This window comes from Pseudomonas sp. NFACC04-2, assembly GCF_900119265.1.
In the GTDB taxonomy this organism is placed as follows: domain Bacteria; phylum Pseudomonadota; class Gammaproteobacteria; order Pseudomonadales; family Pseudomonadaceae; genus Aquipseudomonas; species Aquipseudomonas fluorescens_AA.
Genome location: NZ_FPJC01000027.1, coordinates 19,056 through 36,411, shown reverse-complemented (window position 1 = coordinate 36,411; position 17,356 = coordinate 19,056). Strand labels below are relative to the sequence as shown.

General features: G+C 59.8%; 11 protein-coding genes and 3 pseudogenes. 5 read left to right on the top strand and 9 right to left on the bottom strand.

Features of this window, described 5'->3' with window-relative positions:
- Window positions 1-2 precede the first annotated feature (2 nt).
- Window positions 3-704: a response regulator gene (locus tag BT125_RS25460; protein WP_072411561.1), complete on the bottom strand. Its 702-nt coding sequence runs from the start codon at window positions 702-704 to the stop codon at window positions 3-5.
- A 304-nt stretch (window positions 705-1,008) separates the two neighbouring features.
- Here BT125_RS25460 and BT125_RS28405 point away from each other — a divergent pair.
- Window positions 1,009-1,341 (top strand): annotated as a pseudogene (locus BT125_RS28405) (efflux RND transporter periplasmic adaptor subunit); the annotation flags it as partial.
- 304 nt (window positions 1,342-1,645) lie between these two features.
- Window positions 1,646-2,107 (top strand): hypothetical protein, encoded by a 462-nt coding sequence (locus BT125_RS25450; RefSeq protein ID WP_072411559.1) that lies wholly within the window; start codon window positions 1,646-1,648, stop codon window positions 2,105-2,107.
- A gap of 50 nt (window positions 2,108-2,157) precedes the next feature.
- Here BT125_RS25450 and BT125_RS25445 read toward each other — a convergent pair whose 3' ends face one another.
- The 8 genes and pseudogenes from BT125_RS25445 to BT125_RS25420 all read right to left on the bottom strand — a co-directional run bounded on the left by BT125_RS25445 (window position 2,158) and on the right by BT125_RS25420 (window position 13,585).
- The gene (locus BT125_RS25445; RefSeq protein ID WP_072411557.1) at window positions 2,158-4,617 is read right to left on the bottom strand and encodes an autotransporter outer membrane beta-barrel domain-containing protein; all 2,460 of its coding nucleotides are present in this window, start codon (window positions 4,615-4,617) and stop codon (window positions 2,158-2,160) included.
- A 246-nt stretch (window positions 4,618-4,863) separates the two neighbouring features.
- Window positions 4,864-6,987, bottom strand: coding sequence for a hypothetical protein (locus BT125_RS25440; protein ID WP_256573834.1), 2,124 nt, complete (start codon window positions 6,985-6,987; stop codon window positions 4,864-4,866).
- 126 nt (window positions 6,988-7,113) lie between these two features.
- Entirely contained in the window at window positions 7,114-7,971 is an 858-nt protein-coding gene (locus BT125_RS29795; protein ID WP_256573833.1) for a hypothetical protein, read from the bottom strand.
- Window positions 7,972-8,081: 110 nt separating this feature from the next.
- Complete coding sequence (locus BT125_RS25435; RefSeq protein WP_072411555.1) at window positions 8,082-9,272, bottom strand: pyridoxal phosphate-dependent aminotransferase; 1,191 nt, start codon at window positions 9,270-9,272, stop codon at window positions 8,082-8,084.
- A gap of 42 nt (window positions 9,273-9,314) precedes the next feature.
- Window positions 9,315-9,914 (bottom strand): annotated as a pseudogene (locus tag BT125_RS30125) (methyl-accepting chemotaxis protein); the annotation flags it as partial.
- Window positions 9,915-10,217: 303 nt separating this feature from the next.
- Window positions 10,218-10,940 (bottom strand): annotated as a pseudogene (locus BT125_RS30120) (MCP four helix bundle domain-containing protein); the annotation flags it as partial.
- Between the two features lie 188 nt (window positions 10,941-11,128).
- Window positions 11,129-12,265 carry a glycerate kinase gene (locus BT125_RS25425; protein ID WP_072411551.1) on the bottom strand — a complete coding sequence of 379 codons (1,137 nt, stop codon included), beginning with the start codon at window positions 12,263-12,265 and terminating at the stop codon, window positions 11,129-11,131.
- A gap of 195 nt (window positions 12,266-12,460) precedes the next feature.
- Window positions 12,461-13,585: a sugar diacid recognition domain-containing protein gene (locus tag BT125_RS25420; protein ID WP_072411549.1), complete on the bottom strand. Its 1,125-nt coding sequence runs from the start codon at window positions 13,583-13,585 to the stop codon at window positions 12,461-12,463.
- Window positions 13,586-13,770: 185 nt separating this feature from the next.
- Here BT125_RS25420 and BT125_RS25415 point away from each other — a divergent pair, with 185 nt between their 5' ends.
- The 3 genes from BT125_RS25415 (at window position 13,771) to rarD (ending at window position 17,208) form a co-directional block, all read left to right on the top strand.
- Window positions 13,771-15,081, top strand: a complete 1,311-nt coding sequence (locus BT125_RS25415) for an MFS transporter (RefSeq protein ID WP_072411547.1) — start codon at window positions 13,771-13,773, stop codon at window positions 15,079-15,081.
- 128 nt (window positions 15,082-15,209) lie between these two features.
- Window positions 15,210-16,223 (top strand): aldo/keto reductase, encoded by a 1,014-nt coding sequence (locus BT125_RS25410; protein WP_072411545.1) that lies wholly within the window; start codon window positions 15,210-15,212, stop codon window positions 16,221-16,223.
- 100 nt (window positions 16,224-16,323) lie between these two features.
- The gene (rarD, locus tag BT125_RS25405) at window positions 16,324-17,208 is read left to right on the top strand and encodes an EamA family transporter RarD (protein WP_072411543.1); all 885 of its coding nucleotides are present in this window, start codon (window positions 16,324-16,326) and stop codon (window positions 17,206-17,208) included.
- Window positions 17,209-17,356: the final 148 nt, after the last annotated feature.

Below are 17,356 nucleotides of genomic sequence, written 5' to 3'. Positions count from 1 at the left end.
GCTCAGCATTCCCACTCGGAACGGCTGAACAGGTAGCCCTTGCCCCACACGGTCTTGATCTTGCGGGCTTCGTCGGCGTTGTCGTCGAACTTGCGCCGCAACTTGGAAATCGCCACGTCCACCGAACGGTCGGTGCCGTTGAATTCGATACCCCGCAAGCGCTGCAGGATCTGGTCGCGGCTCAGCACTTCGCCGGAATGCCGGGCCAGCACCACCAGCAGGTTGTATTCGCCGCTGGACAATTCCACCGCCTGCCCGCGCCAGGTCACCGTGCGCTCGGACAGGTCGATGCACAGGTTGCCTATGAGGATACGATCATTCGCCGACTGCGGCTCGGTGAGGCTGCTGCGGCGCAACAAGGTGCGCACCCGCGCCAGCAACACCCGGGGCTCGCACGGTTTGGTGACGTAGTCGTCGGCACCCATTTCCAGGCCCAGGACCTGGTCGTGACTGTCGTCCCGGGCGGTGAGCATCAGAATCGGCAAGGTCGCGGAGTCGGCCCGCAACAGGCGGCAGACCTGCAGGCCGTCCAGCCCCGGCAGCATCAGGTCGAGAATCACCAGGTCCGGCGGATCGACCCGTGCCCGTTCACGCACATGATCACCACGGCTGAGGACGCTGACCTGATAGCCGTTGCGCTCCAGGTAACTGGCGATCAGTTCAGAGAGTGCGGCGTCGTCTTCCACCAGGAGAATGTTGGGCATAGGTGTTTCCAGAAAAGTGCTGTGGCGCCGGCAATGCCGCTATCGCGAGCAAGCTCGCTCCCACAAGGGTCTTGGGAACGACACAAAACCACTGTGGGAGCGAGCTTGCTCGCGATGGCCGTGTAACAGGCGCAGAAAAAATCTCAAGCTGCCAAGGATATACGTCCTCACCCACCCGCGAGCAAACCCCTTACACAATTTCACACACGCCCTACAAAGCTTTACCGCTGTCCCCAACCGCTCTCCGTAGCATGGCGAGGTTCATCATTGGGGAAGCACCACGCCAAAGAACTCTTTCGCCACCCTGGGCCTGTTGCTCGGGGTACTGTCGTTGAGCGCCTGCGACAAGGCCTCGCCGCCGCCACGCATCGCCGAAGTCCGCGCACGGGTGCCCGGCGTGGTGTTTGCAACGGCTCTACCGCGAAGGCCGCGACGTGAAAAAGGGCGACGTGCTGTTCCGCATCGATCCGGCGCCGTTCAAGGCCGACCTGGACAGCGCGAGGCGGCGTTGCGCAAGGCCGAGGCCAACGCGTTCCAGACGCGCTTGCAGGCGCAGCGCTACGTCCGGTTGATCGAGGACAATGCCATCAGCGCCCAGGACTACGACAACGCCCGCGCCGCCGCACGCCAGACCGCCAGACCGCCAGACCGCCAGACCGCCAGACCGCCAGACCGCCGACGATGTTGCCGCCATGCCACGCTGATGCGGAAGTCGACCGCAATCAGGCCAATGCCCTGGGGTGTCTGATGTCGGCAACGTGCACACTTGGAAGAACGCGCGATGCGGCGTCATGCGGTGAGGCAAATCCACAAAAACAGCAGCTTGTAAACTGTTATAGGTGACAGTTTACAAGCTCTGGCCTACGGGCTTTCATGGTTCATCCAGAATCACGGCTCACAGAGTCGCTGGGTATCTCAATTCCAGCACGGAGATCGAATCCATGAATGCTGTCATCAACCAATTGAGTTTTGCCAAAGGCAATTATGTCACTGCGTCAGCCTTCTCAAACCATGACAAGGAGTTCCCTGAGTTTGCTGCCACTTCGCGACTGATTGAAAAGAAAAAAGCGGGAGTCAAACAAACAGAAACCGTAGTGATTACGGCAGTTGATCGGGAAGAAAAACAGACAAGGGCATCGATTACATCCAAACGTGAACTCATTATCAGCATTCCGGCCGATTATGAACCCGGCAGCTATGAGCTGAAAACACGCGATGATGTGAGCTTTAGCCTCAGAGACTCCGACAAGACTATCTATGAAGGTGTTTCAGGTACGATTGACCTGGTACCGGCGCCGGAGGGGAATATCAAAGGGAAATTCAACGTCAATCTCGAGCTTCCGGATACCAATGGAGAAACCTTCATCCTGAAGGGCCAGTTCCAAGTGCTCAAGGCCAAATAATCCGCTCTGGCGGTATAAAAAGGGAAGCCAAAGCTTCCCTTTTATTTTGTTCAGAACGCGTAATGCGCCCCGAAATTGAAACCGAAGTCCTTGGTCAGATTGTCGCCTTTGCTGGTGTCGAGTTCAGCGTGAACCTGCCAACGATCATTCAATGTCCAAGAGGCTCCCGCAGCCACCTCGAAGCGGGTACCGGAAAGGTCGTTGTTGAACTTGTTATTGTTGACTTGAACTTCGTTGTGCTTGGCGAACTCCTGAACCACCGCCGTACGGATATGCGGTTGCAATACGCTGCCATCGTCCAGAGTCATGCCCCGCCCTAGGGTCACACCCACCTTGCCAAGCATGGAGCGCGTCGTGTCGGCGTCAGCCTTCAACCCATTATCGAGGTTGAAATCCTTACCCTGTACCGTCGCTACTTGCCATTGCGTAAACGGCTCCACGTAGTAGCCATCCCTGATCTCGATGTGCTTACCTAATTCGACGGACGCACTGGCACCCAGGTTGTTATAACCACCCTTGGTCCTGGTTCCATCACTCATCGTCACTTTGGCATCGTTGCGGAAGTGGTTGAGCTTGGCCACGGTATCCAAATAGTAACCGCTGTCACCCATCCAAGTGCCGTACATACCAATAGACGTGCTATCGATTTCCCCGGAACTGCCGCGGCTCAAGTCAAGGTTCGACTTGCTGTAACCGGCGAAGGCCCCCAACAGTACCCGTTCCCCCGCGATCTCGACCGGGGTATCGACACCCATGGAAATGCCATGCTGGTTCTGGCTGTAGCCGTTGCCGTAAGCCTTGTTGGTAATGCTGTATCGGCTGCCGAAGGAACGAATCCATCCGCCTGTTTGCCCACCATTGACACGAAGGTCGCCCATTCGGTTGTTCAGCAGCGCCATCTCGCCGTAAATGACAGTAGGTGCAGTACCGAATATGGCCATAACCGAACGGGTCGGTGTACTGATGACATCCTTATCGGGTTGCAGATACCAATCATCGCCATTCTTGACCAGGCGATAGGTATACGCCCCGACATCCACCCGATCATTGACAAGGTCGTATTGCGCGCCGGATGCGACGCTCTGGACCACCTTGATCGACGCATCATTGACCGGATCGAGCCCCGAGCTGGCGACCAACAGTTGATGATTGCCGGTTGCGCTGCCGGTGATATTCAGAAGATCGCTGATACCCTGATTGAAATCGGTACCGATCTCGAACCGGCCGTTGCCTGCCAGATTGGCCACGTCCAACTGGAAGTATTCCTGGTTGCCCCCCAACCGTACCGTACCACCACTGTTTAGCGTGAGATTGCTTACCGACTGGCTCTCGGTCATCTGCCACAGGGCCTGGTTGCTGATGGCGAAATTGGATACGTCGTTCACCTTACCGGTCAAGCTGGCACCGTTGTCCAATGTCAGGCTGGAAACGCTGTTGGCAGCGCCTGTCACATCACCGACCATCACGCTCCGGTTGTCGATCGATACGTTGGCAACATCCTGCAAGTTACCCGTGAGCGTGGATGCGTTGTTGATCACCACACTGGAGGCGCCCAGTACATTGCCGGTCATACGGGCCTGATTGTTGAGTGTCACGTTGGTGACATTCCGCATATCTCCGGTCAAGGAGGCCGCGTTTTGCAGGGTGACGTTGCCAGAACCGCCTGCATCTACCACGATATTGCCCGTCAGTTGACTGTTGTCGACAAGCAAACCAGCCGTAGCACCGTTGCGTACCTCAAGCAAGGTACCGTTACCGCCAACCAGGGTTGAACCGTTACGTACTTCAATGTTGGCCACGGTTGGAAAATTCGGAGCATTGATACCCACGACAATGGCCGAACCGGTGACGCCCTCCACCCGGGTCCCATCCAGCACAATGGAGGTAGGAATGACCGTTGTTGCGCCCGTATCGGTGCCCACGGTTATCCCGTTCAGACCACCCTTGATCGTGCTGCCGCTGGCCGTCAGCGTGCTTTCGAGCAGGCGCATGCCGAAACTGTTGGCGCCCGTGCCTTCCACGGTGGAGTTCTGCAAAGACAGCTCACTAAAGCGGTTCCCGGCGATTCCACCCAACAGTCCTCTCACGACGCTGTTATTACTCAACGTCACCTTGGAGCCGCCAGCACTGTTGACGTCACGCACGGCAGATATCCCGATGCCCGTGGTACTGGTCACATTGGAGTTATTCAAGGTGGCACTGGCATTCGTGAGGAAAATGCCTTGGCTGATTCCGCCTCCTCCGGCGGAATTCACCGTCGAGTCGGTCAGGTTGACCACGCCGCCGTTGGTGCTGGTGATGCCTAAGGTCGTGGCGTCCGTGCCAATCAGTGTCGCTCCGGCTCCAACGCTCCATGTTTCCACTGGGGTATTGGCGTCAATGGTTTCGCTTTGCCCACCGGGAACGACGCCGGCCTGAGCCGATAATGAGTGAGTCAGCAACGGTATGCACAACATGACCGACAGGCTGAGTGAGGTTTTATGAAAGAGAAATGCGGGTCTAGACAACATAAGTAAGTCCTGCTCGATGACATTCCATAAGGAACGGATCTCCGACCCACAAATATGTCGGAGCCGGAATAAAAAGCGGCCGCCAGACTAAGGTTTACCCATCCAGTCTTATGTAGGACACATCCGTAAATGCGTAGGACTTTTCCTTTTTTTCTGCAATAGCTCTGCAGCTGAACAACGAAAGCTACTTCAATAGTTAAGGACGACTCATATCATCGCCCTTAACTTTATATTATGAAGATCAAATCATGGCGTTTCAGGGCGTTCCTCGTCGCAATAAACCAGACTGGAGTTCAGCAGCTGTACCGTAGCGATAGTTTCCGATTCGATACCATTGACCGTATAGGCAATACGCGCGTACCGAACAGGTGGCCGTTGTGTACCGTTCTTCGGCAATTGGATTTCACGGATTTTTGCGTAATCCGTCAGCCTGAACTCCAGATCCCCCGTCGCAGGCATCGGTGCCGACTCCGTAATGAGCGTGTTAGGGATCGCAGCACCACCCGGCGTATTGGTCACGCGCCCTTCGAACTCCAGATCGACCGTGGCGCCGTTGGGGATGTTGGCATCACGCCGGATCCGGATACGCAGGTAGCGCGGCGCATAGGGGGGCATGGGGCCATCGGCAACCTGCGGATGATTGAGGCTAGGGCAGTTGATGAGGGTGGCGATTCGTTCCGGCACCGTCGTTCCTGTTGGGCTTCTGAACGACGAGATCACAATTTGTGGCGCAGGCAAGTCGATCACGATGGCCGTCACGTCGACCTTGGTGGTGACCTGCTGTTTCATCAGGTTCCCGCCAGGATACTCGATGGTGATGTAAGCCTCCCTGGCGTCCCCGCCCGCTGCCGAGCCATTCCCTTCCGTCAGGATGGTTAACCAAGGCAGCTCGGTGGTGACTGTCGTGGCGCCCTGCCGCACCGGTACGGGAGCACCCACCTGTTTACCCTGATAGTAGAATTTGACGATTTCACGCCCGGTCACGGGTCGATTGGGGTCGTTCCACAACGGCCAGCTCATAGTCGCCGGCAAACCTGCCTGGTTCGGCCCCAGGGTGTTTGGAGCAGGTACCGGAGTGCCTGCACCCTGTACCACCACGGGAGCAATGTTAGGGTTTTCCGGATCGGGCAGATTAGGTTGTTCAGGTCCGGCATAGGAAAAGTCAATGACAGCGAACCTGCGCTCCGAAACCGGATTGGGTGAAATAGTGGAGCGCTCCAGTTCATACCAGTACTCCAGCTCGGTCTCATCCTCCTTGTTGGCATCTCCAAACAACGTTGCCAATGTTGAATAGTCCAATTCGAACCTCAACGGTCCAGGGGTGCCGACAGGCGGAACGCTATCTTCCGGCAAGGCTATGGGTCCGTCTTCTGTCGAGAAGAGGTAGGGGATGATACGGTCACCCGGAAGTGCATTGTCCGGGATATCGATTTCCATAATGACCCGGGTAGTGGGAGGCTCCGTCACCAACGAGAAGTTGATGGGCAATTGACCTCCATTGGTCACCGGAATCTTTGGAGGATGGAGAACCGGGGCCGCTGTTTTCACTCGTTGAAACAGCAGCGTGATGTTGGCGTTATTGCTGATATTCCCCGGCAGGTCAGTGAGATTATAGGAGTAATAATAGGTCCCTTCGTCCAGCGCCCGCAGAAAAGCCAGCGGAATATTGATAATACCCGTGGCCGGCACCGCTCCTGTAAAGGCGGGGGGCTCTCCTTGCATCAGGGAAAAAGTCGTCTGGGTCGAGATATAAAAGTTGACCTTGTCATTATCAGCTTCGAACTTTTGATAGGCGTGGGGAATAGTCAGGCTCAATCCTCCCGCATTGGCGGGATCGCTCAGCCAGGCGTCGTCAACAATGGAAGGGACTGTAGCGTCCAGGGTTAATCGGTATGGCCTCACGCCCGTGCCATTGCCCGTGCCGGGTTGACGCTGGTAGGGCGCCGTCAAATCAACCAGAACGGGGGTATAAGCCGATGTATCGACGTTGTCAAAAGCATCATAGATAACAAATGCAAAATTATAAGGATTGTATTCACCCGCCAAATCATGGACATCTTCCAAACCCAAGCCACTGGTGTCCAAATCAAACTCTACCGGAAATGACCAGTCCCCGCCGGGCTGCTGGCTTTTTTCTTTCGTAGCGACCAAATATGTGTAGTCACCCTCAACGACGTCCTCACCTTCCGGGAGGATATAGAGCTCCACCTTTGCGCCACTGTCGGGATCTGTACTATCGATACCCGTCAACCGCACTTTGATATTCCGATCTTCCTTGAGCTGTTTATAAGTGAGCCGATTATCTGGCAACAGATCGACCACGACCGGCTCTTCCGCAAGCACTTCACCCGACTTTACCTGTGTATTCATTTTAGTAAACTCCATCGATGAGTTAATCATTGGACAATCAACGTCATGACCCGATGAAGGACCGCACGATGGCAGGTCACAGGCTCCTGGCATTGATGCCTTGTAACTTTTCCCACTCAATAATGCTTAATCATTCTCAGCGGACGAACCCAGCCCTGATACACCACCTGGACCACAGGGAACACTTTGCCCTGGAACAATTCGATCAATCTTTACCAATCCCAGAGCGGACTTCCCTAACCCGACCCCATTTCGATAAAGTGTGTAACTGGCCGTGGCCGACGCATTTCTTTCCATCGGCTTTATATATTTTTCATATTTATCGCTCCCCAATACAAAATCGAATCCCTGCGCAGACGAAGCTTCTTCTTGCGTTAATGACTTGGTCAGTCGCAACGCCGTATCCGCGATCGGCGCTGTACCATTCAGGCTATTGAATCCCTCCCAATCCAGCGCACAGTTGTCGCCCGTCTCGAAGCGTCCCGGTTGTGCGGGTACATGGACCACTACCCGTTCCCATAACTTTGGCTGGCTATCGCAATTGAGATAGCCCCATAACGTGGCGTTGGGAAACGTCGGCTCTTCAAGATTCACCGGCGGCGAACGATTGACAATGAACACTTGAGGGATCGATGTATCCGGGTTGCCGGTGTCTCCGGCAGTAACCCGATACTTCAAGCGAATCTCTCCATCGCGCTGAAGGTATTGCGCCGGCAAGGTAATAACGGGAGGCGGCTGTACGGGCACAGGAAACGCCGTGCTGTAGAAATGCACTTCATCCAGGTCGCCAGGCTGGAGCACCCAAATATCCAGCAGATCGCTCTTGCCAGGTTCAATCGAAGGGTTTGTCCACATCGGAATCAACAGTCTGGCGCCCACCACGGAGGCCTCGGGCGGGAGCACACCACTCGTGCCGACGCCCTCGACGATCAAAGGCGCCGCCAGGATTCCCCCGCTCTTGCTGTTTTCATCTGACCAGGCCATACGCCATCCTCCAGACCGAACCTTCAAAGGGTCTGGAAGAATTAGACGTGGATATCCCGGATGCGCCTACTGTCAGATCTGACAGGTCTGAGGTCCGTTCGTCGGGGCAATCATCCTCGCGGCCGCGGCTCCAGTGAGTCCGCTGCACACCGGATAATCCGTCGGCAGGCATCTTCGAGTTGCGCGAGCCCAAGCACCAACCCGATCCGTATATGCCCCGCCGCACTGGGTCCGAACGCCTCCCCCGCCAGCACCGACACGCCATACCCGTCCAACAGCCGCTCGGCAAACGCCTGGGCACCGAGTCCCGTCCGGCGCACGTCCACCATTACGAACATGCCACCGTCGGGCCGCAGCGGGGTAAGCTCAGGGCAATCATCCAGCATGGCGCACACCAGGTCCCGGCGCTGGCGATACTCGTCTTGCATGGACGCCACTTCAGGCAGCTCTTCCTCCAGCGCCACCTGGGCTGCCCGCTGCACGAATTCCGGCAGGCCGAACAGCATGCACAACGACAGGTTCGCCAGGTGTTCGGCCAAGGGTTCGGGGCCGATGACCCAGCCGATGCGCCAACCGGTCATGGCGTGGGATTTGGACAGGCTGTTGATGGTCGCGGTGCGTTCAGCCATGCCCGCCAGGCTGGCCGGGCTGATGTGCTCGCCTTCGTACAGCAGGTCGCTGTAGACCTCGTCACTGATCAGCCACAAGTCATGCTCGATGCACAGTTGCGCCAACGCCTGCCAGGTGGGCAATCGCAGGCTCGCGCCAGAGGGGTTGTTGGGGCTGTTGAGCAGCAGGGCTCGAGTCTTTGGGGTGATCAGGCGGGCGACATCGGCCTGTTCGACCCGGAACGCATTCTCCGGGCGTAGCGCCACCGGTATCACCTTCGCTCCGCAGGCGCCGAACACGGCTTCATAGGTAACATACATGGGCTCGGCCACGATGACTTCGTCGCCAGGGTCGAGCAGGCATTGCGCGACCGAATACACCGCGCATTGCGCGCCCGGCAGTACCGTGACGTGCTCAGCCCCGACCGGCTGGCCACTACGCCGACGATGACGGGCCGCGATGCTGGCGCGCAGACCGTGGAGGCCGCGCACGTCGCAATAGTGAGTGTCCCCGGCCCGCAGGCTGTCCACGGCGGCGTCGACGATGGCCTGCGGCGTGTCGAAATCCGGATCGCCCACCGACAGCAACAACACGTCTCTACCCTGCTCACGCATGGCCAGTGCCCGGTCGTGGATCTGCCACGCGGCAGCCCCCTCGCCAGTGATGCGTTGGGTCAAGGCTGAATAGCGCATGTACGGCTCCTGGTTTATGCGGTGTCCAGCCTCAACCCTATCTCAAATCACAAACCGCGCCACCATCGCATTCAAACCCACCGCCAGGCGCGACAGTTCGTGGGTCGCGTCGCTCGTCTGTTGCGCGCCCGAGGCCGACTGCGTCGCCAGGTCACGAATGTTCACCAGGTTACGGTCCACCTCTCGGGACACCTGGGCCTGTTCTTCCGAGGCACTGGCGATGACCAGGTTACGTTCGTTGATCTGATGGATCGACTGGGTGATCTGTTCCAGCGCAACGCCGGCGGCACGGGCCAGTTCCAGGGTGCTCTGGGTGCGTTGGTTGCTCTGCTGCATCGATTGCACCGCCTCGCCGGTGCCGTTCTGGATGCCGGCGACCATTTTCTCGATTTCCTGGGTCGATTGCGCAGTGCGATGGGCCAGGGCCCGGACTTCATCGGCGACCACGGCGAAACCGCGTCCGGCCTCCCCCGCACGGGCCGCTTCGATGGCGGCGTTGAGCGCCAGCAGGTTGGTCTGTTCGGCGATGGCACGGATCACATCCAGCACCTTGCCAATGTCGCGCCCCTGGACGGCCAGGCCCTCGACCATGGTGGCGGTGGCTTGCACGTCATGGGTCATGGTCTGGATCGCATCGACGGTTTCCACCACCCGGCTACGACCTTCCTGGGCGGCCTGGGTCGACTGGTTCGACGCTTCGGAGGTGGACACGGCGTTGCGGGCCACTTCCTCCACGGCGGCGGTCATCTCGTTGACGGCAGTGGCGGCCTGTTCGATTTCATTGTGCTGCTGTTGCAGGCCGCGGGAGGATTCCTGGGTGACCGCGCTCAGTTCTTCGGCCGCCGCTCCCAATTGGCTGGCGGAGCCGGCGATCTGCTCGATGGTCTGGCGCAGGCTGCCTTGCATCGCGGCCAAGGCCTGGAGCAAGCGACCGGGTTCATCCTTGCCGTCAACCGCGATGACCTGGACCAGATTGCCGCTGGCAATGATCCGGGCTGCCTCCAATGCCCGGTTGAGTGGCGCGACGATGCTGCGGGTCAGCAGCAAGGCCAACACGACCGTGGCCAGCGCGGCAATGAGCGAGACGACGATGATGCCGGTGATGGCGCTGTTGTAATGCTCGCCGGCCAGGGCCGATGCCTCACCGGCACTGGCCACATTGAGGGCAATGAGCTTATTGAGCTGCTCGCCCATCAGGTCGGTGCCTTCCTTGATCCGCGTATTGATGTGGGTACGCAGTTCGTCAGTCTTGTTCTGGCGCGACAACTCGAGCATTTCTTTCTGGGCTTGCAGATATTTGTCGAGGGTCGCCGAAAAGACTTTGTACAGCTCAGCCTCTTGCGGCGAAGCCGGCAACGCAGCGTAGCCGCTATTGGCTTTGTTCAGTTTTTCCACCAGCACACCAATGCGGCCGTCGGCCTCTGCCAGACTGGCCGGGTCGCGGTTGACCAGGATCCGGAACGAAAGAATGCGCATGCGCAACACGCTTTCCAGCACATTGGCCAGGTAGCCGACGCTGGGCACCTGGGTCTGCTCCATGTCCAGCGAAGCCTGGCGGATGACTGACATGCGACTGGCGGCGAATACGCCGAGGATAACGACGAGCAACGCGATGACGGCGAAGCCCAGAAAAGCCCGGGGAGCAATATTCAAGCTGCGTAGAGACATGGGGAGACTCGCTGTGATGGGGTCGAGCATCCATGCCGCCAGCGTACGGGTTGGAATAATTGTGGGTACGCCTGAGGTCGTTATCGGCCAGGCTCCAGGCTTTTTACAGGGAGATGTAAAAAAATATTTCACGAGACTTTGTGGCGAAAGAGCTTGCTCCCTCGCCACAGGTGAATGCGCGACCGGCTTTATCGGCGCGCCACCCGCCACAGCCGGGCGATGTCCTGGGCTCGTTCGCTCAGCAGGCGCGGGGCGTCGAGGCAGGCTTGCTGCAAGGTCATCGGCCCGTTGGCCAGGGCAAAGGCGGCGTCGACACCATGTTCGTACAGCGCCTGGTAACCCTCCCCCAGTGTGCCGGCAATGACCACCACCGGTACGCCGTGCTGGCGGGCGATGCGGGCCACGCCGAAGGGGGTCTTGCCGCGCAGGGTTTGGGCGTCGAAGCGGCCTTCGCCCGTGATCACCAGGTCGGCGCCCTCGACCGCATCGGCCAGCCCGGTCAACTGGGCGACGACGTCCACGCCGGTCCGGAACTGCGCCCGCAGGAATGCCTTGGCCGCGAAACCCAGGCCGCCAGCGGCACCGCTGCCCAGTTCGTCGCGTACATCCCGGCCCAACGCCTGGGCACAATGGTCGGCGAAATGCCCCAGGGCCCGGTCCAGTGCTTGCACTTGAGAGGCCGAAGCACCCTTCTGCGGACCGAAGACCGCGGAAGCGCCATGGGGTCCGCACAGCGGGTTATCGACGTCGGCGGCGATCTCGAAACTGACCTGGGCCAAGCGCGGGTCCAGGTCGCCCAGGTCGATGCGTGAAAGGTGCGCCAGGGCTTGGCCACCGGGCACCAGGGGTTGCTCGTGTTCATCCAGCAGGGCCACGCCCAGGGCCTGCATCGCGCCAGCACCGCCATCGTTGGTGGCACTGCCGCCGATGGCCAGGATCACCCGCCCGGCCCCTTCGTCCAAAGCGGCACGGATCAACTCGCCGGTGCCGTAGGTGCTGCTGGAACAGGCATCGCGCTGCTCCGGCGGCACGAGCTGCAAGCCACTGGCCTCGGCCATCTCGATGATCGCGGTGCGGCTGTCGGCCAACCAGCCCCAGCGGGCCTCGACGGGAGTGCCCAGGGGGCCGCGGACCGGGGTGTGACGCCACTCGCCGTTGCAGGCGGCCAGCACCGACTCCACCGTCCCCTCGCCGCCGTCGGCCATCGGGCACTTGACCAACTGGGCATCCGGCCAGACCTGGGCCAACCCCTGGGCAATGGCATCGGCGACGCCCTGGGCACTGAGGCTGTCCTTGAACGAGTCGGGGGCGATGATTATTTTCATATTATTCTCCGGTTCCGATGCACAGCATGCTGCCAGTTGACCGCAGCCGTGACGCCGGTCTGCCGCACAAAAGACACCGGGCATTATTGTTCAATTTCACAAATACCGGTTTTCCAGGAGGATTCAGGTTGAAGCTGCCGGCCTCATCGCGAGCAGGCTCGCTCCCACAGAAGTAGTGCCGCCGCTCCCACAGGGTTATAGCGGTGTGCTTTCGGTCTGCGGCAACAGTTGCACACCGAGATACAACGCCAGCATTCCATCCAGCCGCAACGGATCCACGCCGCTGAGTTCGGCGATGCGTTCCATGCGGTAGCGCAGGCTGTTGCGGTGGATGCCCAGGGCGTCGGCGCAGGCTTGGCTCTGGCCGTCGTGCTCGCACCAACTGCGCAAGGTGGCGAGCAATTGGCCGTTGCTGTCCTTGGCGATGACCTTGCGTAGCGGGGTCAGCAATTCATTCAGGGCGTCGTCGCTGCGATGACGCCAGAGCATCACCGGCAGGCGATAACGGGCAAGCGCCAGCAGGCGCGACTGCGGCAACACATCGCGCCCGTAGGCCAGTAGATCCCCGACTCGCCGGTAACAACGACGCAGGCCCGCCAGCCCTTCGGCCTGGCCGCCCACTGCCACGCGCAGAATGCTCCAGCCCAACCCGTCGAGCTTGGCCAGCAGCCGTTCGTTCTCCACCGAGGCGGTCACCGGTCGGCACCAGAGCAAGGAAGATTTGGACGACGTCAGGCACCAACTGTCCGGGTAGCGGGACATCAGCCACGCGCTCAGCGTCTCGACGGTCTGGCCGGGCCCGTGCTCCAGGCCCAGTTCGAACAGATACGGCACCCTTGAGAGTTGCGGCTTGAGGCCCATCTGCCGCGCTTCGTCCAGCAAGCGTGGCGAATCCCCGGCGTCCCCCAGCAGCAACGCCAACAAGTCATCGCAACGCTGGCGACGCCATTGCTGCTCGGCCTGCTGGTTGCGCTGGCCCACCAGCATTTCAGCGGTCATGCGCACCAGTTCGGCATAGGTACGCAGTTGCGTAGGCTCGCCGGTGATGCCCAGGACGCCGATCAGCCGTTGATCGAGCATCAGCGGCAAGTTGATTCCCGGCTGCACGCCCTTGAGGTGCATCGCGGTGTGCTCATCGATTTCCACCACCCGGCCATTGGCCAGGACCAGTTGCGCGCCTTCGTGGCGGGTATTGACCCGCTCGCGCTCGCCGCTGCCGAGGATCAGCCCCTGGTTGTCCATGACATTGACGTTGTACGGCAGGATCGCCATCGCCCGGTCGACAATGTCCTGTGCCAGGTCGTGATCGAGTTCGAACATGGGCGGTGTTCCTTGCAAGCGGCTTGGATTGTTGTTTCAGACATGGGTTTGGTCAGTCGCACAGGGTCTGCCTCCAAACCCTGTGCCCAGGCACAAAGACACGGGACCTTGGGCTGGACGAGACTCAAGGGGCGGTCAACGTTACCCCCTGGCTCGCAAAAATCATAATAAAGAGAGACCTCGCCATGTCCCAGAGCGCAGCAGCCCTCCTGGCTACCCCCGACGAAAAAAATACCGTCTACAAGCGCATCACCCTGCGTTTGATCCCGTTCATCTTCATCTGCTACCTGTTCAACTACCTCGACCGGGTCAACGTTGGCTTCGCCAAGCTGCAGATGCTCGATGCCTTGAAATTCAGTGAAACTGTGTATGGCCTCGGCGCCGGAATTTTCTTCATCGGCTACGTGCTGTGTGGCGTACCGAGCAACCTGGCCCTGACCCGGTTCGGCCCCCGGCGCTGGATCGCATTGATGATGATCACCTGGGGCACGCTGTCGACCTGCCTGCTGTTCGTCACCACGCCCACCGAGTTCTATACCTTGCGGCTGTTTACGGGTGCGGCCGAAGCCGGATTCTTTCCTGGCGTGGTGCTGTACCTCTCGCAATGGTTCCCGACGTTCCGCCGCGGCCGGATCATGGCCTTGTTCATGTCGGCCATTCCGGTGTCCGGCCTGCTGGGCAGCCCGTTTTCCGGGTGGATCCTCAACCACTTCGCAGCGGGCCAGGGCGGCCTGGCGGGTTGGCAGTGGATGTTCCTGCTGCAAGGTATTCCGACGGTGATCCTCGGCGCTCTGGCGTTCTTCCTGCTCAGCGACACCTTCGCCAACGCCAAGTGGTTGACCGCCGAGGAACGCGCCGTGCTCACCGCCGACCATGCCGAAGACCTGGCCAACAAGCCAAAAAACGCCACCGATTCGTTGCTGGCGGTGTTCAAGAACCCGGCGATCTGGGCCTTCGGCCTGGTGTACTTCTGCATCCAGAGCGGCGTTTATGCGATCAACTTCTGGCTGCCGTCGATCATCAAGAACCTGGGTTTCAGCGATAACCTGGTGATTGGCTGGCTGAGTGCGATCCCTTACCTGCTGGCAGCGGTGTTCATGTTGCTGGTGGGCCGCTCGGCGGACTTGCACAAGGAGCGTCGCTGGCACTTGGTGGTGCCGATGCTGATGGGCGCGACCGGGCTGCTGATCGCCGTCAACTTCGCCACCACCCCGGCCATCGCCATCATCGGCCTGTCCATTGCCACCATGGGTGCCCTCACCGGCCTGCCGATGTTCTGGCCGGTGCCCTCCGCCCTGCTCAGCGCGGGCGCGGCGGCCGGCGGGTTGGCGTTGATTAACTCCATGGGGCAAATGGCAGGCTTCCTCAGCCCGTACCTGGTGGGTTGGGTCAAGGACGCCACCGGCTCGACCGACGCGGCGTTGTACCTGCTCGCCGGTGTGATCGTGTGTGGCAGCCTACTGGCGCTGCGCATGGCCCGCACCCTGCGGGCCTGACGCTCTTTTTCCCCCGTGGGAGCGCTTGCTCCCACAGTTGAATTGGGGTGTTTTGAGAATTCTGTTTGATCCATGCAATGGTTCTGGGGTTTGATTGAGCCTTTCTTCATGGATAAAAGGATCTTGTCATGAGCTACCGCACGCTAGGCCATTCCGGGTTGCAAGTCTCGACGTTGACCCTGGGCACGATGATGTTCGGCGAACAGACCAGCACCGAGGATTCGCTGCGGATCATCGACAAGGCCTGGGACCAGGGCATCAATTTCATCGACACCGCGGACGTCTATACCAACGGCCGCTCCGAAGAGATTGTCGGCGAGGCGATCGCCCGTCACCGCCACGAGTGGGTACTGGCCACCAAGGTCGGCTTTGGCCCGCCGGACGGCGTGCCCAACCGCAGCGGCCTGAGCCGCAAGCACCTGTTCAATGGCATCGAGGCCAGCCTGACGCGCCTGGGCACCGATTACCTGGACATCTATTACCTGCATCGCGAAGACCACAACACCCCGCTGCACATCACCGTGTCGGCCATCGGCGACTTGATTCGCCAGGGCAAGATCCGCTATTGGGGCCTGTCGAACTACCGTGGCTGGCGCATCGCCGAGGTGATCCGGATCGCCGACAGCCTGGGCATCGACCGACCGGTGATCAGCCAACCGCTGTACAACATCGTCAACCGCCAGGCGGAAACCGAGCAGATCACCGCGGCGCAGAACTATGGCCTCGGCGTGGTGCCATTCAGCCCGCTGGCCCGCGGCGTGCTAAGCGGCAAGTACGCGCCGGATGTGGCACCGGACGCCAACAGCCGTGCCGGCCGCCAGGACAAACGCATCCTGGAAACCGAATGGCGGGTCGAGTCCCTGCGCATTGCCCAGCAGATCCTGCAATACACCCAGGGCCGAGGCGTGGGCATCGTCGAGTTCGCCATCGCCTGGGTGCTGAACAACAGCGCCGTGACTTCTGCCATCGTCGGGCCGCGCACCGAGGAACAGTGGGATTCCTACATAAAGGCGCAGGCGGTGAAGATCAGCGCGGAAGATGAAGCCTTCATCGATTCGCTGGTGACGCCGGGGCATGCGTCGACGCCGGGGTTCAATGACGTGGGGCATTTCGTGCCGGGGCGAGTTCCGCGTACGTCATAATCATTCATCGAATAAGAACAAGGCGAGGGAGCTTGCTCCCTCGCCACAACTGCCCTTCTCACCACAACGGTGTTTCTGCCCATTAAAATAAGAGGCCTCAGTGTCCAAAGGCATCGCTCTATCGGTCTCAGCCTCTGCGCTGTTCGCCGTCATGTACTACTACACCTCGCTGCTCTCACCGTTGACCGGCCTGGAGATTTTCGGCTGGCGCATGCTGCTGACGATGCCATGCATGACCGTGTTCATGTTGGTGGTACGGGAGTGGCACCTGGTCACGGCGCTGATCCGCCGCCTGGTCGCCACGCCACGGCTATTGATCGCGGCAATCGTCTCTTCGGCCCTGATGGGCGCGCAGCTGTGGCTGTTCATGTGGGCCCCGCTCAATGGCTACAGCCTGGACGTGTCGCTGGGGTACTTCCTGTTGCCGCTGTCGATGGTCCTGACCGGGCGCATCGTCTATGGCGAGCGCCTGTCCTACCTGCGAAAAGTCGCCGTGTTCTTCGCCACCCTTGGCGTGTTCAACGAGTTGTACCAGGTGGGTGGTTTTTCCTGGGCCACCTTGCTGGTGGTGATCGGCTACCCGATCTATTTCATCCTGCGCAAACGCATCAAGACCGACAACCTCGGTGGGCTCTGGCTGGACATGACCCTGATGCTGCCCGTGGCGCTGTGGTTCGTGCAAAGCGGTGAACAGGGTTTCCACGTATTCGATCAATACCCGCGGCTGTCGCTGCTGATCCCGTTGCTCGGGGTGATCAGCGTCAGCGCGCTGGTGTCTTATATCGTCGCCAGCCGGCTGCTGCCGTTCAGCCTGTTCGGCTTGTTGAGTTACGTCGAACCGGTCTTGCTGCTGGGCGTTGCGCTGTTGTTGGGCGAAAGCATCAAGGCCGCTGAATGGCTGACCTACATCCCCATCTGGATGGCCGTGGCGGTGTTGGTGTTCGAAGGCTTCAAGCACCTGGTGCGGCAACGGCGCAGGGCTTAAGGTCAACGTCAACCCCTGTGGGAGCGAGCTTGCTCGCGATGGCGTCGGATCAGCCAGTATCGATACAAACTGACCCACCGCTATCGCGAGCAAGCTCGCTCCCACAGGGGTCTGCGTCGTTCAATAAAAAGCCCGCCCGACATCACTG

What these genes read in the sequence shown, in the direction of transcription:
- BT125_RS25415 (WP_072411547.1), top strand. Translation starts at nt 13,771, where the DNA reads ATGTCCCAGAGCGCAGCAGCCCTCCTGGCTACCCCCGACGAAAAAAAT.
- BT125_RS25435 (WP_072411555.1), bottom strand. Translation starts at nt 9,272, where the DNA reads ATGCGCTATTCAGCCTTGACCCAACGCATCACTGGCGAGGGGGCTGCC.
- BT125_RS25410 (WP_072411545.1), top strand. Translation starts at nt 15,210, where the DNA reads ATGAGCTACCGCACGCTAGGCCATTCCGGGTTGCAAGTCTCGACGTTG.
- BT125_RS25440 (WP_256573834.1), bottom strand. Translation starts at nt 6,987, where the DNA reads ATGAATACACAGGTAAAGTCGGGTGAAGTGCTTGCGGAAGAGCCGGTC.
- BT125_RS29795 (WP_256573833.1), bottom strand. Translation starts at nt 7,971, where the DNA reads ATGGCCTGGTCAGATGAAAACAGCAAGAGCGGGGGAATCCTGGCGGCG.
- BT125_RS25420 (WP_072411549.1), bottom strand. Translation starts at nt 13,585, where the DNA reads ATGTTCGAACTCGATCACGACCTGGCACAGGACATTGTCGACCGGGCG.
- BT125_RS25460 (WP_072411561.1), bottom strand. Translation starts at nt 704, where the DNA reads ATGCCCAACATTCTCCTGGTGGAAGACGACGCCGCACTCTCTGAACTG.
- BT125_RS25445 (WP_072411557.1), bottom strand. Translation starts at nt 4,617, where the DNA reads ATGTTGTCTAGACCCGCATTTCTCTTTCATAAAACCTCACTCAGCCTG.
- BT125_RS25425 (WP_072411551.1), bottom strand. Translation starts at nt 12,265, where the DNA reads ATGAAAATAATCATCGCCCCCGACTCGTTCAAGGACAGCCTCAGTGCC.
- BT125_RS25450 (WP_072411559.1), top strand. Translation starts at nt 1,646, where the DNA reads ATGAATGCTGTCATCAACCAATTGAGTTTTGCCAAAGGCAATTATGTC.